The 24,908-nt window shown below is 32.6% G+C and carries 28 protein-coding genes; all 28 read left to right on the forward strand.

Annotated elements, in window-relative coordinates; genetic code table 11:
• Window positions 1-5 precede the first annotated feature (5 nt).
• The 28 genes from ACE198_RS23310 to ACE198_RS23440 all read left to right on the forward strand — a co-directional run bounded on the left by ACE198_RS23310 (window position 6) and on the right by ACE198_RS23440 (window position 24,736).
• Entirely contained in the window at window positions 6-137 is a 132-nt protein-coding gene (locus ACE198_RS23310; protein WP_375377211.1) for a paeninodin family lasso peptide, read from the forward strand.
• 149 nt (window positions 138-286) lie between these two features.
• The gene (locus tag ACE198_RS23315) at window positions 287-1,213 is read left to right on the forward strand and encodes an aldolase (RefSeq protein WP_375377212.1); all 927 of its coding nucleotides are present in this window, start codon (window positions 287-289) and stop codon (window positions 1,211-1,213) included.
• 3 nt (window positions 1,214-1,216) lie between these two features.
• A complete protein-coding gene (locus tag ACE198_RS23320) occupies window positions 1,217-1,513 on the forward strand; it encodes a lasso peptide biosynthesis PqqD family chaperone (RefSeq protein ID WP_375377213.1) in 297 nt (98 codons plus the stop codon).
• A gap of 41 nt (window positions 1,514-1,554) precedes the next feature.
• A complete protein-coding gene (locus ACE198_RS23325; protein ID WP_375377214.1) occupies window positions 1,555-2,013 on the forward strand; it encodes a lasso peptide biosynthesis B2 protein in 459 nt (152 codons plus the stop codon).
• A gap of 11 nt (window positions 2,014-2,024) precedes the next feature.
• The gene (locus ACE198_RS23330) at window positions 2,025-3,212 is read left to right on the forward strand and encodes a nucleotidyltransferase domain-containing protein (RefSeq protein ID WP_375377215.1); all 1,188 of its coding nucleotides are present in this window, start codon (window positions 2,025-2,027) and stop codon (window positions 3,210-3,212) included.
• Window positions 3,213-3,224: 12 nt separating this feature from the next.
• Complete coding sequence (locus tag ACE198_RS23335) at window positions 3,225-5,024, forward strand: ABC transporter ATP-binding protein (RefSeq protein ID WP_375377216.1); 1,800 nt, start codon at window positions 3,225-3,227, stop codon at window positions 5,022-5,024.
• A 216-nt stretch (window positions 5,025-5,240) separates the two neighbouring features.
• A complete protein-coding gene (locus ACE198_RS23340; protein ID WP_375377217.1) occupies window positions 5,241-5,972 on the forward strand; it encodes a YveK family protein in 732 nt (243 codons plus the stop codon).
• Window positions 5,962-6,618 (forward strand): CpsD/CapB family tyrosine-protein kinase, encoded by a 657-nt coding sequence (locus ACE198_RS23345; RefSeq protein WP_375377218.1) that lies wholly within the window; start codon window positions 5,962-5,964, stop codon window positions 6,616-6,618. The genes ACE198_RS23340 and ACE198_RS23345 overlap by 11 nt, the downstream gene beginning before the upstream one ends.
• 270 nt (window positions 6,619-6,888) lie before the next feature.
• Window positions 6,889-7,026 (forward strand): hypothetical protein, encoded by a 138-nt coding sequence (locus tag ACE198_RS23350; RefSeq protein WP_375377219.1) that lies wholly within the window; start codon window positions 6,889-6,891, stop codon window positions 7,024-7,026.
• Between the two features lie 20 nt (window positions 7,027-7,046).
• Complete coding sequence (locus ACE198_RS23355) at window positions 7,047-8,873, forward strand: polysaccharide biosynthesis protein (RefSeq protein WP_375377220.1); 1,827 nt, start codon at window positions 7,047-7,049, stop codon at window positions 8,871-8,873.
• A 13-nt stretch (window positions 8,874-8,886) separates the two neighbouring features.
• Entirely contained in the window at window positions 8,887-9,765 is an 879-nt protein-coding gene (gene galU, locus ACE198_RS23360; protein ID WP_375377221.1) for a UTP--glucose-1-phosphate uridylyltransferase GalU, read from the forward strand.
• A 26-nt stretch (window positions 9,766-9,791) separates the two neighbouring features.
• On the forward strand, window positions 9,792-10,958 hold the full coding sequence (locus ACE198_RS23365) for a glycosyltransferase family 4 protein (RefSeq protein ID WP_375377240.1): 1,167 nt from the start codon (window positions 9,792-9,794) through the stop codon (window positions 10,956-10,958).
• On the forward strand, window positions 10,921-11,988 hold the full coding sequence (locus ACE198_RS23370; RefSeq protein WP_375377222.1) for a glycosyltransferase: 1,068 nt from the start codon (window positions 10,921-10,923) through the stop codon (window positions 11,986-11,988). The genes ACE198_RS23365 and ACE198_RS23370 overlap by 38 nt, the downstream gene beginning before the upstream one ends.
• A 47-nt stretch (window positions 11,989-12,035) precedes the next feature.
• Complete coding sequence (locus ACE198_RS23375) at window positions 12,036-13,118, forward strand: glycosyltransferase family 1 protein (protein WP_375377241.1); 1,083 nt, start codon at window positions 12,036-12,038, stop codon at window positions 13,116-13,118.
• A gap of 25 nt (window positions 13,119-13,143) precedes the next feature.
• Window positions 13,144-14,046: a glycosyltransferase family 2 protein gene (locus ACE198_RS23380; protein WP_375377223.1), complete on the forward strand. Its 903-nt coding sequence runs from the start codon at window positions 13,144-13,146 to the stop codon at window positions 14,044-14,046.
• Between the two features lie 35 nt (window positions 14,047-14,081).
• Window positions 14,082-15,149, forward strand: coding sequence for an EpsG family protein (locus tag ACE198_RS23385; RefSeq protein WP_375377224.1), 1,068 nt, complete (start codon window positions 14,082-14,084; stop codon window positions 15,147-15,149).
• A 49-nt stretch (window positions 15,150-15,198) separates the two neighbouring features.
• Window positions 15,199-15,342, forward strand: coding sequence for a YwzD family small protein (locus ACE198_RS28045; RefSeq protein ID WP_483870639.1), 144 nt, complete (start codon window positions 15,199-15,201; stop codon window positions 15,340-15,342).
• Between the two features lie 38 nt (window positions 15,343-15,380).
• Complete coding sequence (locus tag ACE198_RS23390; protein WP_375377225.1) at window positions 15,381-15,995, forward strand: sugar transferase; 615 nt, start codon at window positions 15,381-15,383, stop codon at window positions 15,993-15,995.
• A complete protein-coding gene (locus ACE198_RS23395) occupies window positions 15,992-16,642 on the forward strand; it encodes an acetyltransferase (protein ID WP_375377226.1) in 651 nt (216 codons plus the stop codon). The genes ACE198_RS23390 and ACE198_RS23395 overlap by 4 nt, the downstream gene beginning before the upstream one ends.
• Before the next feature lie 48 nt (window positions 16,643-16,690).
• The gene (locus tag ACE198_RS23400) at window positions 16,691-17,848 is read left to right on the forward strand and encodes a DegT/DnrJ/EryC1/StrS family aminotransferase (RefSeq protein WP_375377242.1); all 1,158 of its coding nucleotides are present in this window, start codon (window positions 16,691-16,693) and stop codon (window positions 17,846-17,848) included.
• Window positions 17,849-17,864: 16 nt separating this feature from the next.
• Window positions 17,865-18,203 carry a helix-turn-helix domain-containing protein gene (locus ACE198_RS23405; RefSeq protein WP_375377227.1) on the forward strand — a complete coding sequence of 113 codons (339 nt, stop codon included), beginning with the start codon at window positions 17,865-17,867 and terminating at the stop codon, window positions 18,201-18,203.
• A 32-nt stretch (window positions 18,204-18,235) separates the two neighbouring features.
• On the forward strand, window positions 18,236-18,961 hold the full coding sequence (locus ACE198_RS23410; protein ID WP_375377228.1) for a glycosyltransferase family 32 protein: 726 nt from the start codon (window positions 18,236-18,238) through the stop codon (window positions 18,959-18,961).
• Window positions 18,962-18,987: 26 nt separating this feature from the next.
• Entirely contained in the window at window positions 18,988-19,635 is a 648-nt protein-coding gene (locus tag ACE198_RS23415) for an acyltransferase (RefSeq protein WP_375377229.1), read from the forward strand.
• 12 nt (window positions 19,636-19,647) lie between these two features.
• Window positions 19,648-20,847: a glycosyltransferase gene (locus ACE198_RS23420; RefSeq protein WP_375377230.1), complete on the forward strand. Its 1,200-nt coding sequence runs from the start codon at window positions 19,648-19,650 to the stop codon at window positions 20,845-20,847.
• An 18-nt stretch (window positions 20,848-20,865) separates the two neighbouring features.
• The gene (locus ACE198_RS23425; protein ID WP_375377231.1) at window positions 20,866-21,918 is read left to right on the forward strand and encodes a glycosyltransferase; all 1,053 of its coding nucleotides are present in this window, start codon (window positions 20,866-20,868) and stop codon (window positions 21,916-21,918) included.
• Window positions 21,915-23,075: a polysaccharide pyruvyl transferase family protein gene (locus ACE198_RS23430; RefSeq protein ID WP_375377232.1), complete on the forward strand. Its 1,161-nt coding sequence runs from the start codon at window positions 21,915-21,917 to the stop codon at window positions 23,073-23,075. Before ACE198_RS23425 ends, ACE198_RS23430 begins: the two co-directional genes overlap by 4 nt.
• 14 nt (window positions 23,076-23,089) lie before the next feature.
• A complete protein-coding gene (locus tag ACE198_RS23435) occupies window positions 23,090-24,289 on the forward strand; it encodes a glycosyltransferase (protein WP_375377233.1) in 1,200 nt (399 codons plus the stop codon).
• A 177-nt stretch (window positions 24,290-24,466) separates the two neighbouring features.
• Window positions 24,467-24,736: an acyltransferase gene (locus ACE198_RS23440; RefSeq protein ID WP_375377234.1), complete on the forward strand. Its 270-nt coding sequence runs from the start codon at window positions 24,467-24,469 to the stop codon at window positions 24,734-24,736.
• The last annotated feature ends 172 nt before the right edge of the window (window positions 24,737-24,908 follow it).

The raw sequence follows: 24,908 nt of genomic DNA on the forward strand, positions 1-24,908 counted from the left end.
AAAATATGAAAAAGGATTGGCAAAAACCTGTATTAGAAGTGCTTGATGTAAGTATGACAATGGCTAATACTAACAACCATACTCAACTGGATAGAGATTATCCGGCTGGTACAAAAGATGGTAAAATCTGGAGTTGAAATAGATTACCTATTGTTCAAATCTGCATGGATTTCGTACATATGGAACCACGTAGATTGTGGTAATTATTGATTTACATGTAAAAGCCCTTATACGTGAATTAGAGTATAAGGGCTTTTAAATACCATGAAATATTGGAGTGGAAATAATGTTAGGAGTTAAACAAAAACTAATTTATAAAGCTTTTGGCTTAACAGTAGCAAGTGATCTTTATTTTCCTGAATTAGTTATGATGAGTGATCAAGTGGAATTGATAGATATTGAGATAAAAATTGATGATATTACTAACTTATATTTTGAGTTATCTGATGGACCAAATAAGTTTGTGGTCAATGAGAATTTAGTTATGTTCCAAATTTCGGATATTGCAACATTTGGTATACAAGATGGAAAAATAATAACTGTTTCACCTATGAAAGACGCTGATGAGGATCAAATTCGACTTCTTATACTCGGCACTTGTATGTGTTCGATTTTAATGCAAAGAAAAATAGTACCGTTACACGGCAGTTCAATAGCCATTAATGGCAAGGCATATGCTTTTATTGGAGATTCAGGTGCGGGTAAATCTACACTGGCCTCCGCATTCTTAAGCGAGGGTTTTAAAATTTTAAGTGATGATATTATTGCTGTATCATTTTCAAAAGATGGCTTTCCCATCGTTACTCCATCTTATCCACAGCAAAAGCTATGGCAGGATAGTCTAAATAACTTTGGAATGGAAGCAAATAATTTTCGCTCGATTTTTGGTAGAGAAACGAAATACAGCGTTCCAGTTACCTCTAGATACGTTTCAACCCAACTACCACTTGCAGGTATCTTTGAATTAGTTATATCTGAAAATAAAGATATTAAACTTCGTAAAATTGAAAATCTCGAAAGATTTTCTACACTATTTACTCATACATTCCGAAACTTCCTACTTAGAGATCTAGGGTTAATGGACTGGCATTTCCATACATCTGCAGGAATCCTTAATAAAATAGATATATATCAATTGCAACGGCCTATTTATGGATTTAGTGCAACTCAATTAGTATCGATAATATTAAATACAGTAAATAAAGGAGATTAAGTAATGATTAAAAATAAAGGAATTTCATTAAATAAATTTGTTGTTCAAGTTAGAGGAAATATCGTTAGTGATATGGGTGGAGAAAAAGTGATGTTAAGTGTTGAAAATGGAAAGTACTACAATTTAGGAGAAATTGGTGGAGAGATTTGGGATTTAATTGAAGAGAAGATTCCTGTTAATCAATTAATTTCACTATTAAAGTCAAAATATAATGTTGTCCAGACCGAGTGTGAAGAACAAGTCATTTCATTTTTAGACCTTTTAGTTGAAGAGGGTTTAATTGAAATGTCAGACAATTAATCTAATAACCTATAATTTATAAATAAGCAGGGAACTTTCAAATGAAAATATTTAAAAAGATAAGACTCTTTTTGTTTTTTGATACAAAAACAAAGCTACTTTTGGTGGAGGCATTTATTTTCCTTGGCTGGGCACGCGTTCTTAAAAGCATGTCATTTTCAAAAGTTGCTTCTTCTTTAGGTGAGCAAATGAATGAAACACCATTAAATATAGATGATTTAAATAGAAAACTTCTTAAGGAAATTTCACAAGCAGTTAATATTATGAGTAGGTATACTTTGTGGGAAAGTATGTGTCTCGTTAAGGCAATTGCAGCGATGAAGATGTTGGAAAGACGTAATATAGAATGTACGATTTATTTAGGAACAGCCAAGGATGAAACAGGAAAAATGATTGCTCATGCATGGCTGCGCAGTGGCCCATTGTATTTAACAGGAGCTGAAGAAATGGAACGGTTTGTTGTTGTTAGTAAATTTGCAAAAAAAGTAATTAAGAAATAAAGGGGAAAGTCATGGAAAATAATTTCAGTCTGGATCTTGCTCTAATTCCTAAAGAATTAAAATTAATTCTAGAAATAATAAAGATAGAAGATGTTGAGAGATTTCAGGCTAACTCAAGCGACTGGTTTAAAGATATTGATTGGAAGCTATTTCTTGAATTTGCTTTACATCATCGGGTATATCCGATTCTATCTTTGAAATTAAAAAAATTTGAAGTAAATTTAATTCCCCAAAATGTCATACAAATTTTAAATCTAACATATAAAAAGAATACATTACAAATGCTACATCTTAGCAGTGTAATGGTGGAGATATGTAAAATATTTAATGACAATCAGATAAAACTACTAGTTTTAAAAGGCCCCATCCTAGGAGAAGATCTTTACGGTGATGTTTCCAAACGGACTTCAGGTGACTTGGATGTTCTGATACCAATAGATGATTTAGCTAAGATAGAGGAACTTTTACCTCAGTTAGGATATGAAAAAGATGATTATATCCAAACGGTATTAAATGATTGGACATGGAGGCATCATCATGTAACATATTTTCATCCTCAAAAGAACATCAAATTAGAAATCCATTGGAGACTAAATCCTGGCCCGGGAAAAGAACCGTCCTTTATAGAATTATGGAAACGAAAAAGAGTAAGTTCATTAACAAGTTATCCTGTCTATTATTTAGGAAGAGAGGATTTATTTTTATTTCTAGTTTCCCATGGTGCACGACATGGTTGGTCACGCCTACGTTGGTTAATTGATATAAAGCAACTTGTTAAACAAAATATAAACTGGGTAAGTTTAGCAAAATTATTGAAAAAGCATCAGTTCCTTAACGTAGCCGGTCAGGCAATTGTTTTGTGTTCCCAACTATTAAGCATTTCAATTACAAATGAAATGAAACCCTTAATAAAAGGGAAACAACCAAAAATGTTAGCCCAGGCAGCAATATTTTATTTGGAAAAGATGGTTAATTTACACACTGACCCTGTTCCAGAGGATATTTCCAAGTATCATAAACGTCATTTAACTTTCTTAATGTCAAGGCAGCAAAGGGTTTTCTTTTTTATTAGTTTTTTATATCCTTACCCTGAGGATGCTGAGACTCTACCATTACCCAAATACCTTCACTTTTTATATTTTCCTTTGCGGCCTTTTTTATGGGCTTGGAGGAAAACAAAGAGTCATGCGATATCTTAGGAGGATATGGAAATGAATCATGTGCTATATTTTGCGAAACAAATACATTCTTTTTCTGGACGAATTCTTTATATCAATCTAGCAGGCATGGTCTTGATAAGTTTATTTGAGGGTGTAGGAATTTTAATGCTAATCCCTTTGATAAATCTCACAGGGGTATTAGATGTCAACTCCCAGTCTACTGAAATACTATCCTGGATATCTTCTGTACTTCACAATTTCCCTAAAATATTAAGTTTGTCCTTAATACTTGTGTTTTATTTCCTAATAATATTGACTCAAAGTTATTTAGAGAGAAAACAAACGGTCTTAAATGTTAAAATTCAACAAGGCTTTATTCGTTATTTACGTGAGGAAACCTATAAATCTTTATTACAATCAAATTGGACATTTTTTTTGAACAAAAGAAAATCTGATATTATCAATTTAATGACGGCAGAAATTACACGTGTAAGTGGTGGAACAAATTTGTTCTTACAGCTTTTAACTTCACTGGTATTTACCTTGATACAGTTAGGGATTGCCCTTTGGTTATCAACCAAATTGACTATATTTGTCCTGTTCTTCGGTGTAGCAATTTTCCTTTTTACTAAAAAATTTATAAAAAAATCAAATTCATTGGGTAATGAAACTTACGAAATATCCCAAATGTTTTTAGCAGGTATTACAGATCAATTTAATGGCATAAAGGACATTAAAAGTAATATGCTTGAGGAGTCTCATTTATTGTGGTTCCGAAGCATTAGTAAAAGAATGGAACATAATATCGTAAAGTTAATTGAATTGAATACCATTTCACAATTTACATATAAGGTAGTTTCAGCATTCCTTATAGCAATATTTATGTTCTTTTCTATAAAAATGTTACAAGCTCAACCAGCAGAGCTAATCTTAATAATTATGATTTTTTCAAGATTATGGCCACGGTTTAGTGGAATTCAATCTAATTTAGAACAACTAGGATCAATCTCACCTGCCTTTAAGGCATTGATAGATTTACAAAAGCAATCTAAGGATGCAAAAGAACTAGATGTAGGAGACTTTTATCATGTAAAACCAATTCTTATTAATACAGGGTTAGAGTGCAGAAATGTTAATTTTCGGTATAATCAGAGTGAGCCTAACTATGCATTACAAAATATTAATTTCCAAGTACCTGTAAATAGAATGACAGCGATTGTAGGCAGGTCAGGTGCTGGTAAGAGTACATTAATAGATCTAATTATGGGGTTAAATCGCCCTGAGACTGGCGAAGTTTTAATCGATGGGAATGCTCTCACTTGTGCTAATTTACTTTCCTTCAGGAAATCAATCAGCTATGTACCACAGGATCCCTTTCTGTTTAATGCTACAATACGAGAAAATTTATTGATTATTGATCAGAATACAAGTGAAGAAAAAATTTGGGAGGCACTAGAATTCTCAGCAGCGGCTGATTTTGTAAGAAATCTACCTCATGGACTTGATACGCTCATCGGTGATCGAGGGATAAGGATTTCGGGAGGAGAACGACAAAGGTTAGTTCTAGCTCGGGCCATATTACGTAAACCATCTATTCTTGTATTAGATGAGGCAACAAGTGCCTTAGACACTGAAAACGAGTCTAAGATACAAGAGGCTCTAGATAGACTCAAAGGAACAATGACTGTTATAGTCATCGCCCATCGACTTTCAACCATAAGAAATGCTGATCAGGTAATTGTATTAGAACAAGGAGAAATCATACAACAAGGACAATTTAACCAACTAGCAAATGAAAAAAGAGGAATGTTTAGAAGCCTACTAAAAAAACAAATGGGAGTAAGTATTTGATGCTAATTTAGGCATCTTAATACGTTTCAAAGTTATTGATTACCATTAAATTTATAATTGACATGTTCTTAATAAAGAACTAAAATAATGACTATAGAGTTATTATTTAGATTTTTTTATATTAATTTAATGAAGTAAAGAGTTATTAAATATTTTTTTGTGTTACTGTTCTATATTCAGAACGCGATTAACATGTCCTACAAAAAAGGTGGTTTAATGAATAGCTTAAATGAAAGTAATGGTGACAGAAAAAAAGCAAAGGAAATTAATTTAAAAGAGTTATTTGTAGTTATAAAAAGGCGTTTTTGGATCATTGCAATGGTTTCAGTTTTAGCTGGAATAGTGGGAGTGCTATTAAATAATACCTCCGTAACTCCAATGTATATGTCCTCTTCAAGAATTATCATCGGGGCAGATGAAGAATCAAGGAAAACCCTACAGGTTATTGTTAAAGACTCGATTATTTTGGAAAAGGTTGTAAAAGAACTAGGGCTAACGAGATCTGCGGAAGCCCTAGCAGGACAAATTACTGTTGCGAGCGTTGAATCGTCTCAGGTAGTGAGTATTAGTGTGGTAGATCCTGATCCAAGTCAGGCAGCAAAAATAGCTGATACGACTGCTCAAATTTTCAGGGATGAGGTACCGAAAATAGTTGGTAAAGATTATATTCGCTTATTATCAAATGCTAAAGTTAATACAATATCTATTAATCCTAAAAATAATAATAAAATCCTATTTTTAATTATTGGTGGTTTAGCAATTGGCATCGGGATAGCATTTTTATTTGAGTCTTTAGATGACAAAATAAGAAAAGAAGACGATATCGAATCTTTACTTGGTCTTCCTGTATTAGGGAGAATCCCAAAAGTAAACAAAAGAATGGTAAAGAAAAAAACAAAAAGTATGAAGTTTGAACTTGAACCTAGGAGTGAGAATATTGATCTTTAATAAATTTAGAAGAAAGTCATCAATACAGAAAAAAACGATCATAACATACTCTCATCCCGAATCAATAATATCTGAACAGTTCAGAATGATTCATACTAATATTAAGTTTATGATGTCCGAGCAGCAAAGTAGAACTTTTTTAATTACTTCATCCAGTGATGGAGAAGGGAAATCTATGGTTGCAACTAACCTTGCTGTCTCAATGGCACAGCAGAAGAAAAAAGTTCTCTTAATAGATGCTAATTTAAGACGACCGGCTTTACATTCCTTCTTCAAAACAGCCAATGCGGAGGGATTAACGGATGTTCTGACAGGAAGATTATCCTTTTCTGAGGCTGTTCATCATACTGAAGTTTGGAGGCTAGATCTCCTATCAAGCGGAGTGGTTCCATTTAATCCAGTTGAATTAATCAGTTCACAGATGATGCAGGATCTCCTTAAAAAAGCAGAACAAAATTATGACGTTATTATAATAGATTCTAATTCAGTCCTAGAGGTTACAGATACTAAGCTACTGGCAAACCAATGTGATGGAGTCATACTAGTAATTCAAAATGGTAAAACGAAATTAGAAAAAGCGGCCGAAGCAAAAAAAGTACTTAAGTATGCCAAAGCAAAGGTTGTAGGAGCAATTTTAAATCAATAGTCCTATTAAATTAGAAATTTTTTTAATGTTATTGTTCGTTATTAGAAACAAATTGTATTTTTTATCGTTGAGCGAAATATGGAGATGTCTCCTTTCCAATATCAATGGAGGCACTCGGTCATACTGTGGGTCAGCGAACCTTAGACGCTAGTCGTCGATAGTATGATGTGAGGAGGGGTTAGATGCCTCACATTAAATAAAATGGTTAAGTATGTGTTCTTTTGAACAAAGTACATTTACTTAACCATTTTAAATTGAAGGAGTTATGACATGAATATTGATCGCTTCCCCAAATCAATTAAAAAAGCAGTTAGGTATATCAAGCAAGAGGCAACCAAAGATCAACTAGAAGATATTAAGAGACTAATAGATAATGCGATCAAGCAAAGACATCGTAGAGTCAATTAAATTTGGAAAGGAGAAAAATTATGACTTATCGACAACGAATGTCTTTCTTTATCTTTGTTGATTCATGTATCGTTTTAACGGCTATTTTTGGTAGTTGTTTTTTAGTGGATGGAACCATCCAGGTTATTAACTTTCATATTGTGTTAAGTTCAATTGTCATTTTATTAAGTCATTATTCGCTGTCATTTAAGTTTCATTTGTATAAAAAAGCTTGGGAATATGCCAGTGTGGGAGAATTGTTAAGCATTTTAAAAATAGTGTCAATTTCAATCTTTGTTGCAGCGGTTGTCCAACAAATAATTGTTCAGGAAATTTTTGTCCGGCTTTTGGCAGTAACGTGGTTACTGAATATGTCTTTCATTGGAGGTTCACGTTTCTGTTGGCGAATGCTAAGGGATTCACAGCTTAATAGAATCGTTAATAAAAAACGAACGCTCATCGTAGGAGCCGGATCTGCAGGAACCATGGTTGCAAGGCAATTATTGAAAAATAATGAGGCAGATTTATTACCAGTTGCATTTATCGATGATGATGTAAAAAAGCATAAGCTTGATATTTTAGGAATCCCCGTGGTTGGCGGCATCACCAAAATCGAGAAGGTAGTTTCGAAAAATGATATTGAAAATATAGTGATTGCCATTCCATCACTTTGTAAAAAAGAGTTGAATACTATTTTTCTGGAATGTGCCAAAACCAATGCTAAAACACAAATTTTACCTATGCTGGAAGACTTAATGACAGGGAAAGTGTCAGTAAGTCAATTTCGTGATGTGCAGGTAGAGGATTTACTTGGAAGAGAACCAGTTGAACTAGATTTGAATAGTATTTCAGATAATATCACGAATAAGGTCGTTTTAGTTACTGGTGCAGGAGGGTCGATTGGATCGGAAATTTGCAGGCAAATATCGATTTTTAATCCAAAGAAACTTATTTTATTAGGACATGGTGAAAATAGTATATATTCGATAGAAATAGAATTAAAAGAAGCGAATAAACATACTGAAATTGAATTTATTCCAGTGATTGCGGATATACAGGATGAGAAGAAATTGATGTCGGTTATGAGTACATACCAACCTGATATTGTTTATCATGCGGCGGCTCATAAGCATGTACCTTTAATGGAGGCTAACCCGGAAGAGGCTATCAAGAATAACATCATTGGGACTATGAATGTTGCAAATGCTGCCAGCTGGACTGGAGTGAAGACCTTCGTAATGATCTCAACAGATAAAGCTGTGAATCCAACCAGTGTAATGGGAGCAGCAAAAAAGCTTGCCGAAATGATTATCCAACATATGGACAATGAAAGTAATACCAAATTTGTTGCCGTTCGTTTTGGTAATGTATTAGGAAGCAGAGGCAGTGTGATTCCGCTATTTAAAAAGCAAATTGAAAAAGGCGGTCCTGTGACAGTTACTCACCCTGAAATGGTTCGTTACTTCATGACGATCCCAGAAGCATCAAGGTTAGTACTGCAAGCAGGGGCCTTAGCAAGTGGAGGAGAAATTTTCATATTAGACATGGGAGACCCTGTGAAAATTGTTGATTTAGCTAAAAACCTCATTAAACTTTCAGGTAATACTATAGAGGAAATTGGCATTGAATTTTCAGGAATAAGACCAGGAGAAAAGCTATTTGAAGAATTACTAAAAGAAGATGAGGTTCATGAGCAGCAAATTTATCCTAAGATTTATATTGGAAAAACGTCTGACCTATTAATTCAAGAAATAGAGGAAATTGTTCTAACATACTCTAGCCTAAATAAAGACGAAATTAGGGAAAGGCTAATTGATCTTGCGAATTATAAAGTAAAGCCAAAATCAAAATTATCAGTCTCAGTTTAAAGGAGTTAATAAAATGAAAGTTAGAAAGGCGATTATACCAGCAGCTGGACTTGGAACAAGATTTCTTCCAGCGACAAAAGCAATGCCAAAAGAAATGCTGCCTATCGTTGATAAGCCAACTATTCAATATATAGTAGAAGAAGCCGTTGAATCAGGGATTGAAGACATTATTATCGTAACTGGTAAAGGGAAAAGAGCAATTGAAGACCATTTTGATAACTCATTCGAATTAGAACAAAACTTGTTGGAAAAAGGAAAGATTGAGTTATTAAATGAAGTGCAAAAGTCTTCGAAAATGGTAGATATTCATTATATACGTCAAAAAGAACCAAAAGGATTAGGTCATGCGATTTGGTGTGCGCGAAAATTTATCGGCGATGAACCATTTGCTGTACTGCTTGGAGATGATATTGTTCAAGCTCAAACACCTTGTTTAAAACAGTTAATTGACCAATATGAAAGATATAATGCATCCATTCTTGGAGTTCAAACAGTTCATGATAATGAAGTATCTAGATATGGAATGGTGGATGGAATGAATATTCACAATCGGATTTACAGTGTAAATAACTTAATAGAAAAACCTAAACAAGATGAAGCTCCATCAAATCTCGCTATTCTTGGCCGATATATTCTTAGTCCAAAGATATTTGAAATATTAAGTAGACAACATCCTGGTGCTGGTGGGGAGATACAACTTACAGATGCCATTTCTACTTTAAACCGATATGAAGCAGTATTTGCCTATGATTTTGAGGGTGTTCGCTACGATGTAGGTGAAAAAATGGGCTTTATTCAAACAAGTATTGATTTTGCATTACAGCGTGATGATTTAAGGACTCAGTTATTAGACTACCTTTCATCTGTTCTTGAAAAAGAACGTATTAAATAGTTCGATAAAAAAGGGTGGAAGAGAAAATGCAAAAGAGGGTTCTTTTCTGTGCAACGGTGGATTATCACTTTAAAGCTTTTCATTTACCATATTTAAAATGGTTTAAAGAACAGGGATGGGAAGTACATGTTGCAGCATCTGGTGAAATGAAGCTTCCATATGTAGATAAGAAATTTACTATTCCCGTTCAAAGATCACCTTTTCATAAAATGAATTTAAGAGCTTATCATGAGCTAAAAAAAATTATCGAGGATCACCAATATAGTATTATTCACTGCCATACCCCTATGGGCGGAGTCCTTACCAGGTTAGCTGCAAGGATAACAAGAAAGCATGGAACAAAGGTCATCTATACAGCACATGGCTTTCATTTCTGTAATGGAGCACCATTGCTAAACTGGCTTCTTTATTATCCGATAGAAAAAGTTTTGTCATCCTTCACAGATTGCCTCATTACGATCAATCAAGAAGATTATCTTTTGGCTAAAAGTCACAGATTTAAGGCAAAATCAATTAAACAAGTACATGGTGTTGGAGTGAATACTGAAATTTTTAAACCAGTAGAAGAGTCACAAAAAAATCAGTTAAGAGAATCATTGGGCTATAAGCCAAATGATTTTTTAATGTTTTATGCAGCGGAATTTAATAAAAATAAAAACCAGAAATTGTTAATTGAATCTTTAGCTCTTATAAGAGACGAGGTGCCAAATGCAAGGCTTTTATTAGCAGGTGAGGGGCCTCTTTTAAATAATTGCATAGAAATTGCACGATCATTAAAGGTTGATGACATGATTCATTTTCTTGGATTTAGAAATGATATTGAAAACCTTCTAAAGATGAGTGATCTAGCCGTTGCATCTAGTCTGAGAGAGGGACTTCCAGTAAATATTATGGAGGCAATGTCTTGTGGCTTGCCAGTCATAGCAACTATAAATAGAGGGCACTCGGAATTAGTTGAAAATGATAAAAATGGGTATGTTTTATGTACTGATGATTCTAAAAATTTTTCCTTGAAAATCTTAGATGTTTATAAATCTAAAGAACTATGTAAAAAATTTGGTTTAGCAGGAACGAATAAAATGAAAACATATTCATTATCCAAAGTTATAACGGAGTTAAAAGAAATCTACTCAATTTATATGGTGGAGGACGCAAATGAGACCAAAAGTAAGCATAATCGTTCCTATATATAATGTTGAAAAGTATTTGAGTAGATGTTTAGATAGTTTATTAGTCCAAACTTTACAAGAAATAGAGATTATTGCCGTTAATGATGGATCAAATGATTTAAGCTTAAAAATCCTAAGAAAATATGAAATAAGGGATTCGAGAATTAAAATCATTAATAAGCAAAATGGTGGTGTTTCCTCTGCTAGAAATGAGGGGATTTGCTTTGCAACCGGTGAATATATTGGCTTTGTTGACCCTGATGATTGGGTGAATCCAGAAATGTATGAGGAAATGTACAAGAATGCAACAAGTGAAAATGTCGATATTGTCATGTGCTCATACATCCGTGAATTTGAAAATCATTCAAAAATAAAAGATTTTAATCTTCCCAATATGGTTCGTTATCAAAATGAAGAAGTAAAAATAAATTTTTTGAGGAGATTAATTGGTCCAATAAATGAAGAAATTGCAAATCCGGAATTTCTGGATGCATGGGGAACTGTTTGGTCAAAGTTGTACCGTGCAGAAATAATAATGGAAAATAACATTGAATTTATGGACCTTAATAAAATTGGTACCAATGAAGATACATTATTTAATATTGAAGCAGCTTACTATGCAAAATCTTTTTTATTTTTAAATTGCCCTTATTATCATTATTGGCGTGCAAATAGTACATCAGTTACATCGGGGTACAAACCAAAATTAATGGACCAATGGATGTACCTTTTTACGTATATTGAAAATTTTTTAAAGGATAAAAAGTTGAACAATGATTACTTTTTAGCTCTAAATAATCGCATTTGTCTCAATACACTCGGTCTTGGATTAAATACAATTAGTAAGGACAATTTATCATCCTCCATTATGAAGATTAGAAGGATACAAATGTACTTAAAAGAAAAACGAATAAGACAATCATTTAAACAATTAGATTTATCTAAATTTTCGTTTGTTTGGAGAGTGTTTTATTTTTTTGCAAAAGTTCGCTTTGCTGCAGGGTTTTATTTTATATTGGTTTGTATTGAATTTCTTAGAAAAATCATTAGATAGGGGTAAGATGCTTGAAACCTATTAGAATTCTTCAGGTGGTCACGATTATGAATCGTGGAGGTCTTGAAACAATGTTAATGAATTACTATCGACAAATGGATAGAAAAAAAGTCCAATTTGATTTTATGGTACATCGCGCTGAAGAAGGTCACTACGATAAAGAGATATTGGAGCTAGGCGGTAAGATCTACCGAATGCCGCAAATTAAACCAGGTAATTATCGCTTGTATTTTAGGCTTCTTGATGAGTTCTTTAAAGAACATATGGAATATAAAGTGGTTCATTCTCATATTAACGAAAATAGCAGCTTCGTTTTAAGAGCAGCTAAGAAGGTAAGAATTCCTTGTCGAATCGCCCATTCTCATTTAAGTGATTTGGAAATTGATATAAAACTCCCATTCCGTTTATATGCTAGGTTAACTATGAAGAATAACCCAACCAATTACTTTGCTTGTTCGAAAAAGGCAGGGCAATGGCTCTTTGGAAATGATATTGCGAATTCAAAAAAAATGAAGGTTCTTAACAATGCAGTAAATGTCAGTGAGTTTAAATATAACGAAACGACTAGAAACAATATTAGAAAAGAACTTGGTGTTGGGAATGAATTGGTAATTGGTCATATTGGAAGATTCAATAAACAAAAAAACCACGAATTTCTTATAGAAATTTTTAAAGCTATTCTTCAACAACGCCAGGATGTTATATTGCTTTTGGTTGGGGATGGGCATTTAAGACCAACAATTGAAAAGAAGATTTTGAACCTAGGTTTATCCTCCCGTGTTAAATTGTTAGGAGTTAGAAGCGATATTTCAAAATTAATGCAAGCAATGGATTTATTTCTTTTTCCTTCTTTATTTGAAGGGTTACCAGTAGTCTTAATTGAAGCACAGGCTGCAGGCCTAAAATGTGTTGTATCAGATGCAATTACTTTTGAAAGTGATGTTACAGGAAGAGTAGAATACATCAGTCTAGATAAGTCCCCGGAATATTGGACAAAACAAATTCTAAGCTCTACATACGAACATGCTAATACTTCAGAAAAGTTGAAGGAAAGTGGTTATGATTCTATAACGATGGCTAAATGGCTATCAAATTATTATACGGATTATTATTCATTTGAAGCAAGATAATTAGAGATATATGGAGGTGAATCAAATGACACCGATACTTACAGTATTTACTCCTACCTTTAATCGAGCATACACGCTTCATTTATGTTATGAAAGTCTAAAAAGGCAAACAAGTAAAGATTTTATATGGTTGATTATTGACGACGGTTCTACAGACAATACTAAAGAATTAGTTAAAAGATGGATTACAGAGAATATTGTTCCAATCCGTTACCATTATCAAGAAAACCTTGGTATGCATGGTGCACATAATACAGCATATGAACTCGTTGATACAGAGCTTAATGTATGTATTGACTCCGATGATTATATGCCTGATGATGCAGTTGAAAAAATCACTGATTTTTGGAAGAGATTTGGAAGTGAAAGGTGTGCAGGAATAGTTGGCCTAGATGCCAGTCCTGATGGTAGCGTAATTGGCACAAAAATGCCGGAGAATTTAAACAAATCAACTTTATCAAATTTATATGCCAAGCAACAAGTAAAGGGTGATAAAAAGCTAGTCTACCGGTCTGAAGTAACACGAAAGACACCGCCATATCCTATCTTTCCAGGTGAGAAATACTGTCCTCTAAGCTATAAATACATTCTTATTGATCAAGAATATTCATTGCTTATTTTGAATGAAATCCTTTGTTTTGTGGAATATTTACCAGATGGATCAAGTATGAATATCATCAATCAGTATAAAAAAAATCCAAAAAGTTTTTCCTTTTTTAGAAAAGTAGCAATGAGGTATGCTCCTTCATTCAGAGAAAGATTTAGAGAATCCATCCATTACGTATCAACTAATTTGATGTTAAGAAATGCAAAATTTTTGTTTGAGTCACCGAATAAATTTACCACACTTCTCGCGACACCATTTGGAATTGCTTTATATTTTTATATATTAAAAACTGGAAAAACCACGGTTCTAAAAAGTAGTTAGAGTAATGAATTATTTTTAACGAAAGGATTAAGCCTATGGAGATCTTATGGATTAATCTTATTGTCGTATATTTTTCTTCTTTTTTTGCAAGATATTTTTCCAGTCCTTTAGCCATTAATGCTCCATACATTAAGCCAAATAAACTACTTATCTTTATCTCAATTATCTCTTTGGTCCTCGTTTCAGGTCTTAGAAATAATATTGGTGACACATTTTTTTATATGTATAGTTACAAAATTAATGATTACACTCTACAAAATATAAATTATAAAGGTGATTTTGGATTTAATATTTTGCAAGCCCTTTTGCAAAAAATTTCTCATGATCCTCAATTATTAATTTTTACTGTAGCATTATTTACAAATGTATTGATAGTACAAGTATTATTTAAATACTCTAGAATGATTGAATTAAGTTTATTTGCTTATATAGCAGCTGGGATGTATACAGTTTCAATGAATGGAATTAGACAATTCTTAGCTGCAGCCATTGTTTTTGCCGCAACAAGATTTATCCTAAATGGTAATTGGAAGATGTTTATGATTGTTGTTTTATTAGGATCAACAATACACCAAACAGCATTAATTTTTATTCCAATTTATTTCGTTGTAAGAAGGGAGGCATGGACAAAGGTAACTTTTACCCTTTTAGGTTTAGCTGTTTTAATTGCAGCGGGGTTTAATCAGTTCTCAACACTGTTATTTAGTGCACTTGAAGATACCCAGTACGGTCACTATAGTAATTTTTCCGAAGGTGGAGCGAGTTCAATGCGAGTAGCTGTAACTGGTGCCCCTTTGATTATTTCCTATTTTGGAAAAGAGAGACTAAGAGAATTATGGCCTAAAAGTGATTATATTGTTAATTTGACTACGCTAGGATTAGTATTTATGGTCATCTCTTCACAAAACTGGATATTTGCAAGATTTAATATATACTTTGGCCTTTATAACCTTATATTAACCTCATGGATTATTAAATTATTTTCTAAAAGTGATAGGAAATTAATTTATTATGGGCTTTTAGGTTGTTACTTAATTTACTTTTATTATGAGAATGTATTATCACTTAATATCATTTATAAAAGTAATTATATAAATTTATAGGGGCCTTTATTATTTAAGAGGATTTTTATCTTTAAGTGAGGTTTGAACAGTGAAAATATCGGAAACGTTAACACAACAGAAATTTCAGGAATTACTAATAAATATCTACTTAAAGGGTCAAACATCCGAAAATATTAATCTTATAGAATTAATCGAAGAAATAAAACAGCAAGTAGTGTCAGAAAAAAGATAAATTATTTATTAGAGAAAAATAGCAGGGGATGGCTAGTTATGAAGCGATCATTTGATTTAATAGTTTCATTGGTTATATTTATTTGTCTTTTCCCAGTATTCCTGATGTTTGCATTCTTGGTTAAATTAAAGCTAGGATCTCCAATCATATTTAAACAGCTGCGTCCCGGATTGAATGCAAAGCCCTTTTACCTTTACAAACTTCGTTCAATGACAAATCAAAGAGATAGTAATGGAAAAGTACTTCCAGATTATCTAAGGATTACTCCATTTGGGAAATTCCTTAGAAAATATAGTTTGGATGAATATCCACAACTATTGAATGTAATAAAAGGTGACATAAGTTTAGTAGGTCCCAGACCTTTATTAATGGAGTATCTTCCCCTATATACAAAGGAACAATCTAAGCGTCATCAAGTAAAACCTGGTATTACCGGATGGGCACAAATAAATGGACGCAATGCAATAACTTGGGAAGAAAAATTTGAATTAGATGTCTGGTATGTAAATAATCGATCCTTCCTACTTGATATGAAAATATTATTTTTAACAGTCTATAAGGTAGCTGTTTCCGAAGGAATAAACCAACCGGGCCAAGTCACGATGGAAAGTTTTAAAGGATCAAATTCGACAATAGGAAGGGGACATGGATGAAAATTGTAGTGGTTGGCCGTGGAGGTCACAGTAATGTGGTATCCGATACAATTTTATCTAATCAAGGAAATAAAATAGTGGGATACTTAGATGACAAATACGACAATGTAAGTCTTATAGACAATACTTATTGTGGTCCTATTTCATCAGCTAAAAGATTACTTGATTACTTTATTGATGTTAGGTTCGTTATAGCGATCGGAGATAATAAGATTCGCCAATCCATTGCTAAGAGACTAAATCTTTCCGATGAATATTTTCCTACCTTGATTCACCGTTCTGCTGTGGTCAGTCCTAGTGCAAAGATAGGTCATGGGACCGTTATCATGCCTAACTCAGTACTTAATTCCGATACTATAATTGGCAATCATACTATTATAAATACAAGTTCCATTATCGAGCATGATAGTATTGTTGGAGATTTTGCACACATTTCTCCAGGTGTCATCTTAACCGGAAATGTACATATAGCTGAAGGAGTACATGTTGGTGCCGGATCAACGATTATCCCCAATATGATGATTGGAAATTGGAGTATTATCGGTGCAGGTGCAACCGTTATTACGGATATTCCATCTTATTCTACAGCTGTTGGTATACCTGCAAGGGTTAAAAAAGTTAATCAAATGAGTGCGGAGGTGAACTAATTGTTAAATACAACACTTAAAAAGAGAATTTACCTTTCATCACCCCATATGAGTGGGAATGAGTTTAAGTATATAAAGGAAGCATTTGATACTAACTGGATTGCGCCACTTGGACCAAATGTTGATGCCTTTGAAAAAGAAATAGCCGAATATGTTGGAGCCAATGAAGCTGTTGCCGTTAGTTCAGGAACTGCAGCAATTCATTTGGCTCTTTCTTTATTGGACGTACAAAAAGGTGACAAAGTATTTTGTTCAAGCTTAACGTTTGTTGCTAGTGCTAACCCAATTATTTATCAAGGTGCAGAACCAGTTTTTATTGACTCGGAACCAGAAACATGGAATATGTCTCCTCTTGCTTTAGAAAAGGCATTTATAGATGCTTCATATGAAGGAAAACTCCCAAAAGCAGTCATTGTTGTGAACTTATATGGGCAAAGTGCAAAAATGGATGAAATTGTTTCTATATGTAATCATTACGATGTTCCTATCATTGAAGATGCAGCAGAGTCTCTTGGTTCGACATATAAAGGTAAGGCAAGTGGAACATATGGGGAATTTGGAATCTATTCTTTTAATGGCAACAAAATTATCACTACTTCAGGGGGAGGCATGTTAGTTTCAAACGACGATGCGGCATTAAAAAAAGCTCGCTTTTTGGCTACTCAAGCCCGAGATCCTGCACCTCATTACCAGCACAGCTATATCGGATTTAATTATCGAATGAGTAACATCTTAGCAGGTGTCGGAAGAGCTCAATTAGAGGTATTACCTGAACGAGTGGAAGCAAGAAGAAATGTTTTTAAACGATATTATCATGAATTAGCCCATCTTCAAGGAATTCACTTCATGCCCGAATTAGAGAATACTTTTTCTAATCGTTGGCTGACAGCTATTACAGTAAACGAGGAAGAAGCAGGTGTTTCAGTTGGAGACTTGATAAAAAACCTTGCAGAAGAGAATATTGAAGCTCGCCCAGTATGGAAGCCACTTCATCTCCAGCCGGTTTTCAAAGGTGTTAAATATTATCCTCACAGTGAGAATGAGAATATCGCTGAGAGTCTTTTTTATAATGGGCTATGTCTACCTTCTGGATCAAATTTGACTGAAGAAGACCAAAATAGAATTATTAATTCTATTAATAATATGTTGTCTATCCGAAATGAAATGAAGATACGTATTAATACAGAAGAAAATCTTAGAAGATAAAACGGGGTAGTTGCTAATGATAGGAAGAAATATATATGAAATCCGTATGAAAAAAGGTCTTACATTATCAGAGCTTGCAGAACGTGCCAGTATCTCAAAGTCCTACCTAAGTAATATTGAGCGAAATCTAAACCAAAATCCCTCAATCCAGGTTGTTAAAAAAATTGCCCATGTTTTAAATGTTGATCTGAAGTTACTACTTAAAACAGAAGCAACTGATGAAGGTCAACAGCAACAAGATAAAGAATGGATTGAAATTATAAATGAATTAAAAAAATCAGGAATTGAAAAACAAGAATATAAAACATTGATAGAGTTTATCAAGTGGCAGAATCAAAATTTGGAAACAAAATAAATGAAGTTTCTAAAAAAAATTGAGGTAATTATATGTATAAAATACCTAAAATCATTCATTTCTGTTGGTTTGGAGGAAAAGAAAAACCGGAATTAGTCAGAAAATGTATTGAAAGCTGGAAAAATAATTTAATAGATTATGAAATTTTAGAATGGAATGAAACCAACTTTGATATAAATTCAAATACCTATGTGAAAGAGGCATATAAATCTGGAAAGTTTGCTTTCGTAAGCGATTATGTAAGAGTATTTGTTTTGTATAACTTTGGGGGAATTTACTTAGATACTGATGTCGAAGTTTTTAAACCATTTGACAATCTATTGCATCATGATTCATTTTGGGGGTTTGAACAAGAGAATTTTATAGCTACTAGCACAATTGGGGCTGCAAAAGGAAATAACTTGATAAGGTTATTTTTAGAATCATATAAAAATAAGGAATATATACTAGCAGATGGTACTCATAATGATTTAACCAATGTAGCAGTTATTACAAAGATTTTAAAAAGTGTTGGTTTGGAACCAAATGGTCAATACCAAGAGATTAAAGGACTTGGTGTCTTTTATCCTCAAACCTTTTTTTCTCCATATGATTATATTAATTGCAGGAATTTTATCTCGGAGAATACTTATGCGATGCACCACTTTTATAAAAGCTGGCTGCCACTGAGGGCAAAAATAAAGGGTCAAATAAAATTATATCTGTCTAAAATAATTGGCGGAAATAATATTGCGAGGTTAAGGAAAATTAATCGCTGAAATTTATTCCTTAAGGAGAATTTCCCATGGTACTTAAGAAGATAATTACTGCCCTTGTTTCTGAATGTAAAAACCGAGGAATTTATTTAACATTTATTATGAATTTATCCCATTTAATAGGAGTATTAAGGGGATTTTTTTATAAGATTATTTATTTCAGAAATATAAAATCATCCATTTTCTCATTACAAGCAAACAGCAGAATAGAGATTTTTAATAAAAGTTCTATCATAAATATCGGAAAATTTGTGTTTATTAGAAAAAACGCAAGCATCCGAATTGATTTTAATGGAGAACTAAATATTGGTGAGAATGTATTCATAAATGATAATTGTAATATAAACTGTGTCAAACGAATATCAATTGGAAAAAATACAAAAATTGCTCCGAATGTATGTATTAATGACCATGATCATAATTATAAAAAAAGTGGTGGTGACCATCTGTTAAGAGGAGAGGTTTCCATTGGTGACAATGTATGGATCGGTTCCAATGTAGTTATCTTAAGAGATACACACATAGGGGATAATGTAGTAATTGGAGCTGGGAGTGTTGTAAAAGGAACTGTACCGGCAAACACATTATTTTTTAGCAAAAGAGAGAACATTTCTCTTTCATTAAATCGAACAAATAAAGTAGTTAAAATTAAAAACTTAGAAAATATGAAAGCTTAATGTGAGGAAGATATGAAAAAAAATATTTTAATTTCAGTTTATAATATGGAAATAGGTGGAATTGAAAGAAGCCTAATTAACATGTTAGAAAGTTTCGATTATGAGAAATACAATGTAGATTTATTAATCTTCCATCATGTTGGTGACTTTATGAAATTAATACCGAAAAGAGTAAATATTTTACCTGAAGTTAAAAAATTTACCGTATTCCGAAAACCTGTTATCCAATGTTTGAAAGAGGGACATTACTCTTTAGCCCTTATGAGAATAATAGCTAAATATGTTGCGGCCATAAAATCAAAAGCTAGGAATTTAACAGAAGGCGCAGGCTATATTCAAATGCAGCTTTCATTAAAATATTCTTCTTATTTTATACCTAAAATAGATAAAAAATACGATGTAGCTATAAGTTATGCCTGGCCGCATGACATTATAGCCAACAAAGTTAATGCTAAAAAAAAGATTGCATGGATTCATACAGACTATAGTAAATTAGAAATTGATAATAGATTAGACCTAAATGTATGGAATAAATTTGACGCTATTGCATCTGTTTCTGATGCATGTGCGGCATCATTCCTATCAACCTATCCTTCTTTAGAAGAAAAAGTGATAGTTATAGAAAATTTAACATCACCAAGCTTTATTAAGAAAATGGCAGAAGAAATAAAAATTTTTAATAATAATAAGGATCAATCCTTTAACATTGTTTCTGTTGGGAGATTATCCTATGTAAAGGGTTTTGATTTAGCAATTAGTGCTCTGAGAATGTTACATGATAAAGGTCTAACGAATATTAAATGGCATGTGATTGGGCATGGAGGCTTTGAAACTGATTTGAAAGAATTAATTGCAAAAAATAACTTAGAAGATAGCTTTATTCTTTTAGGAAAACAGACAAATCCATATCCATATATAAAAGATTGTGACTTATATGTGCAGCCATCCAGGTATGAAGGAAAGGCAGTAACCGTTTCAGAAGCTAAGATACTTGGAAAACCCATTCTTATTACCAGCTATCCAACAGCAAGTAGTCAAATTGAAAATAGTGTAGAAGGTATTATTTGTGATTTGAGTGTAGATGGAATAGTAAATGGAATAGAAGGATTTTACCATAGCGAAGAGCTAAGAAACTCATTCATTCGTAATATTAAAGAAAGAGATTTTAGCAATAATTATGAATTAGAAAAGCTTTACAAAATTGTGGGTTAAGAAAGGAGTGATTTGGTAATGGGTATTAATGTAAGTATTATCGTTCCAGTTTATAATGCAGAGAAATATATTGCTCATTGTATCGAATCACTCATAAACCAGAAACTAGAGGCATGTGAGTTTATATTTATAAACGATGGTTCTTCTGATAACAGTGTAGCTATTATAAACGAATATAAAAAATCAGATAATCGGATCAAGTTATTTAATCAAGAAAATCAAGGGGTAAGTGCTGCGAGAAATGCGGGACTTAATGCAGCTGTCGGAGATTATATTGGTTTTGTAGATGCTGACGATTTTGTTGAAAATGAAATGTATAAAGTATTGTATGATTTGGCGATACAAGGAAATTGCGACATAGTTATATCCAATTTTCAAAGTAAGATGGAAGGACATCATGTCATTAGCAATTATCATTTTCCAAAAAATATTAATTTGAATGCTGAATATGTTCAACAAACTCTTATTCCTTATTTTCTTAAAAAAGATGATTTGAATACAGTTTGCACAAAGATTTATAAAAGAGATCTAATAACACATGCGCATGCCTTCTTTCCACAGAATTTAGCGTTAGGCGAAGATGGACTATTTAATATGCAGTGTTTCAGTTTTGCGAAGGCAGTAAGATTTATAGATTATGCCGGGTATCATTATAGAGAAGTTGAGGGAAGCGCAACAAGAAATATAGCTAAAAAAGATTACTTCAGCCAAGCCATAGAAGTTTACAATAGAATGTTGCCAGAAGAATTTGTTACAAATATGGATTTACAAACAATTAAGAAACTGCAATCTATAAAACTAATGGATTGCGTTATGGCCTATCTTTATATTTATTTTAAACCAACCAAAGAATTGAGCTTTATTAAAAGATATCAATACATAAAAAATATGATTAACAATCAGTTTGTTAGAGAAGCACTTCCTAGGTATAAAATGGAAATGTTACCTAAATTCGGAAGGTATGAAAAAATAGTGATTAGTATGATTGAAAGAAGGTCAATTTTGGGCCTATACTGTGCAACAGCATACAGTCGATTTCGTAATAGTTGTATTGGAGGAGAAGAAGGATGAAAGTAATGATGTTTGCTCATGGAGGCAGTTTAAATAGAGGATGTGAAGCGATTGTTCGCTCATCTACTAATATCATAAAGGAAAAAGTGAACAAAGCTCAAGTATACTTAGTTTCTAGCAGACCAGAAACAGATAAAATAATCCCCAAACTAGATAAGATTTTTAATGGTTCTGATTCACAAATAAAAAAGTTTTCATATGATTGGTTAATATCTTCTTTAAATGTGAAATTTTTAAATAATGAATCGTATGCATTTAGTAAAATTCACAAAAACATTATTAAACGTATAAAGGATGCAGAGATTTGTCTGTCCATTGGCGGTGATAATTATTGTTATGGAGAGCAGCCATGGTTGTATGAGATAGATAGAAAAGTTAAATCACAGGGGAAAAAGCTTGTTTTGTGGGGTTGTTCGATTGGGGAGGAAGACTTGTCAGAAAGAAAAATCGAAGATCTAAAATTATTTGATTTAATTCTAGCTCGAGAAACACTTACTTATAACTTACTAAAAAGCAGGGGTCTAAATAATATCAGATTAGTTGCCGATCCAGCCTTCACGATGGAAAAGGAAGAGTTAGAATTACCTATAGGATGGCAAGAAGGAAATACTGTTGGGTTAAATTTTAGCCCGCTTGTATGGAAAAGGAATAAGAAATCCCAAGAGGCGGTAGGAGAACTTATCAATCATATTTTAGCAAATACAGATATGACCATAGCCCTTACTCCTCATGTTATAGACCATGGAAATAACGATTTTGAAATACTAAATAAATATTATGAAGAATACAAACACACAGGAAGAGTTCTCATCTTACCGGATAATTTAAATGCGATTCAATATAAAGGCTATATTGGTAGGATGAGATTTTTTATTGGAGCTAGAACCCATGCGACAATTGCTGCTTATTCCAATAATGTTCCGACAATGGTATTAGGCTATAGTATAAAGTCAAAGGGCATTTCTAAAGACTTATTTGGAGAGGAAAAATTGGTTTTAGGTATTGAAGATATTTCGGATATTAATAAGTTAATAGCTAGTTTTGATGAAATGGTAAGAGATGAGGCAAACATAAGACAACAACTACAAAATGCCACTCCAAATATTAAAAAAATGTCATATAAAGCAGTAGATTATTTAATAGAACTAATAAGGTAAATCGAGGTTTAATGATGGAGAAAAAAAAGTTACTATTCATAATACCAAGCTTATCAGCCGGTGGTGGGGAAAAAAGTTTAATCAATTTACTGCACCACTTGGATTATAGTCAATATAATGTAGATCTTTTTATGTTGAATCATGAAGGTCTTTTTATGGAATTCATACCAAAAGAGGTTAAGGTTTTACCCCTACCTGAAACATACAAACTATTTTCTTTATCATTTTTTAAGTCGATTAAGGAACTTTTAATAAGAGGAAAACTCGATATTGCGTATAATAGGGTTATTTTTACTTTGAAAAATAAATATTCAAAAGATGTTTCTACAAGAGAACAATACACATGGAAGCATTTATCTACTCCCTTTGAAAATTTAGAAAAAAAATATGACGTTGCGATTGGATTTTTAGAGAAAACATCGACCTATTTTTGTGTTGATAAAGTAAAAGCCTCAAAGAAAGTAGGCTGGGTTCATATTGATTATGATAAGTTAGGAATGGACCCTAAGTTTGATATTAACTATTTTAAAAAAATAGATAAAATCGTTACTGTTTCAGAGGAATGTGCAAACATTTTCAAAGCTAGATTCCCAAGTGAAAAAAATAAGGTTGATACTATCTATAATATAGTATCTCCCTCAATGATAAAAAAAATGGCCGCTCAAGGAAGTAATAATGTTTATAACATCAAAAAGGACGAAATTATAATTTTATCAATTGGTAGGCTCCATTATCAAAAAGGATTTGAATTAGCAATTGAATCTTGCAAGAAGCTTATAGATAAAGGATACAAAATTAGATGGAATATCATTGGAGAAGGAGAAGAACGCGAAAATTTAACAAAGCTTATAAAAGCAAATAATTTAGAAAATCATTTTAAATTATTAGGTTTGAAATCTAACCCATATCCCTATATAAAGCAAGCTCATTTTTACGTCCAGACATCTAAGTTTGAAGGTAAATCTATTGCGATTGATGAAGCTAAAATATTAAATAAACCGATTATTGTTACCAATTTTAGTACAGCCAAAGACCAAATCAATAATGGAATTGATGGCTTGATAGCAGAAATGAATTCGAATTCAATAACTGAAAATATTGAAAAATTAATTCGAAATGATGATTTAATAAAAAAATTAATTAATAACCTCGCTCAAACGAAATTAGGGACTGAGGAAGAGATAAACAAGTTGTATGGGATCTTTAGTGGGTGAGAAATGAAATAATATAAAGAAAAATTACGAATAGAGTGTAAAATTCAAAAGAATGAAGAAATTATGATTTTTTTGAGGAGGAGAAAATGATTAATCGAATATTAAATTCTATAATGATCAGGTTGGGGAAAAAGTCTCCTGAAGAATTAACTGTGGCAGGCATGTATAGAAAGAGGTATGAAGGTTGGGGAAAATTGTCATGGTCTGGCTGGTAGTACTATTGATTATGCTCATTGTTGGTTAATAGAAATCGGAGATAATGTTACTTTTGCCCCACAAGCATATCTACTTGCCCATGATGCAAGTACAAAGCGGTATCTAGATTATACCAAAATAGCAAAAATAAAAATTGAGGATAATGTATTCATCGGGGCAAGAGCTTTAATAATGCCGGGAGTTACCATAGGGAAAGGAGCAATTGTTGCTGCAGGAAGCGTTGTAACATAGGTTGTACCTGAAGGATGTATTGTTGCAGGGAACCCTGCAAGATTTATTGCAAAAACAAAAGATTATATAAATAAACACAAAAAAAATATGGAGACTTCTAATGTCTATGATAACAATTGGACAATAGGTGGAAATATTACAAATGATAAGTGCAATAAAATGTTAGAGGAAT

This window comes from Neobacillus sp. KR4-4 (genome assembly GCF_042136325.1).
In the GTDB taxonomy this organism is placed as follows: Bacteria; Bacillota; Bacilli; order Bacillales; family Cytobacillaceae; genus Neobacillus.

What these genes read in the sequence shown, in the direction of transcription:
- ACE198_RS23335 (WP_375377216.1), top strand. Translation starts at nt 3,225, where the DNA reads ATGAATCATGTGCTATATTTTGCGAAACAAATACATTCTTTTTCTGGA.
- ACE198_RS23330 (WP_375377215.1), top strand. Translation starts at nt 2,025, where the DNA reads ATGGAAAATAATTTCAGTCTGGATCTTGCTCTAATTCCTAAAGAATTA.
- ACE198_RS23415 (WP_375377229.1), top strand. Translation starts at nt 18,988, where the DNA reads ATGGTACTTAAGAAGATAATTACTGCCCTTGTTTCTGAATGTAAAAAC.
- ACE198_RS23350 (WP_375377219.1), top strand. Translation starts at nt 6,889, where the DNA reads ATGAATATTGATCGCTTCCCCAAATCAATTAAAAAAGCAGTTAGGTAT.
- ACE198_RS23440 (WP_375377234.1), top strand. Translation starts at nt 24,467, where the DNA reads ATGAAGGTTGGGGAAAATTGTCATGGTCTGGCTGGTAGTACTATTGAT.
- ACE198_RS23365 (WP_375377240.1), top strand. Translation starts at nt 9,792, where the DNA reads ATGCAAAAGAGGGTTCTTTTCTGTGCAACGGTGGATTATCACTTTAAA.
- ACE198_RS23375 (WP_375377241.1), top strand. Translation starts at nt 12,036, where the DNA reads ATGAATCGTGGAGGTCTTGAAACAATGTTAATGAATTACTATCGACAA.
- ACE198_RS23390 (WP_375377225.1), top strand. Translation starts at nt 15,381, where the DNA reads ATGAAGCGATCATTTGATTTAATAGTTTCATTGGTTATATTTATTTGT.
- ACE198_RS23410 (WP_375377228.1), top strand. Translation starts at nt 18,236, where the DNA reads ATGTATAAAATACCTAAAATCATTCATTTCTGTTGGTTTGGAGGAAAA.
- ACE198_RS23320 (WP_375377213.1), top strand. Translation starts at nt 1,217, where the DNA reads ATGATTAAAAATAAAGGAATTTCATTAAATAAATTTGTTGTTCAAGTT.
- ACE198_RS23310 (WP_375377211.1), top strand. Translation starts at nt 6, where the DNA reads ATGAAAAAGGATTGGCAAAAACCTGTATTAGAAGTGCTTGATGTAAGT.
- ACE198_RS23435 (WP_375377233.1), top strand. Translation starts at nt 23,090, where the DNA reads ATGGAGAAAAAAAAGTTACTATTCATAATACCAAGCTTATCAGCCGGT.
- ACE198_RS23325 (WP_375377214.1), top strand. Translation starts at nt 1,555, where the DNA reads ATGAAAATATTTAAAAAGATAAGACTCTTTTTGTTTTTTGATACAAAA.
- ACE198_RS23380 (WP_375377223.1), top strand. Translation starts at nt 13,144, where the DNA reads ATGACACCGATACTTACAGTATTTACTCCTACCTTTAATCGAGCATAC.
- ACE198_RS23355 (WP_375377220.1), top strand. Translation starts at nt 7,047, where the DNA reads ATGACTTATCGACAACGAATGTCTTTCTTTATCTTTGTTGATTCATGT.
- ACE198_RS23385 (WP_375377224.1), top strand. Translation starts at nt 14,082, where the DNA reads ATGGAGATCTTATGGATTAATCTTATTGTCGTATATTTTTCTTCTTTT.
- ACE198_RS23400 (WP_375377242.1), top strand. Translation starts at nt 16,691, where the DNA reads ATGAGTGGGAATGAGTTTAAGTATATAAAGGAAGCATTTGATACTAAC.
- galU (WP_375377221.1), top strand. Translation starts at nt 8,887, where the DNA reads ATGAAAGTTAGAAAGGCGATTATACCAGCAGCTGGACTTGGAACAAGA.
- ACE198_RS23370 (WP_375377222.1), top strand. Translation starts at nt 10,921, where the DNA reads ATGAGACCAAAAGTAAGCATAATCGTTCCTATATATAATGTTGAAAAG.
- ACE198_RS23315 (WP_375377212.1), top strand. Translation starts at nt 287, where the DNA reads ATGTTAGGAGTTAAACAAAAACTAATTTATAAAGCTTTTGGCTTAACA.
- ACE198_RS23430 (WP_375377232.1), top strand. Translation starts at nt 21,915, where the DNA reads ATGAAAGTAATGATGTTTGCTCATGGAGGCAGTTTAAATAGAGGATGT.
- ACE198_RS23340 (WP_375377217.1), top strand. Translation starts at nt 5,241, where the DNA reads ATGAATAGCTTAAATGAAAGTAATGGTGACAGAAAAAAAGCAAAGGAA.
- ACE198_RS23405 (WP_375377227.1), top strand. Translation starts at nt 17,865, where the DNA reads ATGATAGGAAGAAATATATATGAAATCCGTATGAAAAAAGGTCTTACA.
- ACE198_RS23395 (WP_375377226.1), top strand. Translation starts at nt 15,992, where the DNA reads ATGAAAATTGTAGTGGTTGGCCGTGGAGGTCACAGTAATGTGGTATCC.
- ACE198_RS23420 (WP_375377230.1), top strand. Translation starts at nt 19,648, where the DNA reads ATGAAAAAAAATATTTTAATTTCAGTTTATAATATGGAAATAGGTGGA.
- ACE198_RS23425 (WP_375377231.1), top strand. Translation starts at nt 20,866, where the DNA reads ATGGGTATTAATGTAAGTATTATCGTTCCAGTTTATAATGCAGAGAAA.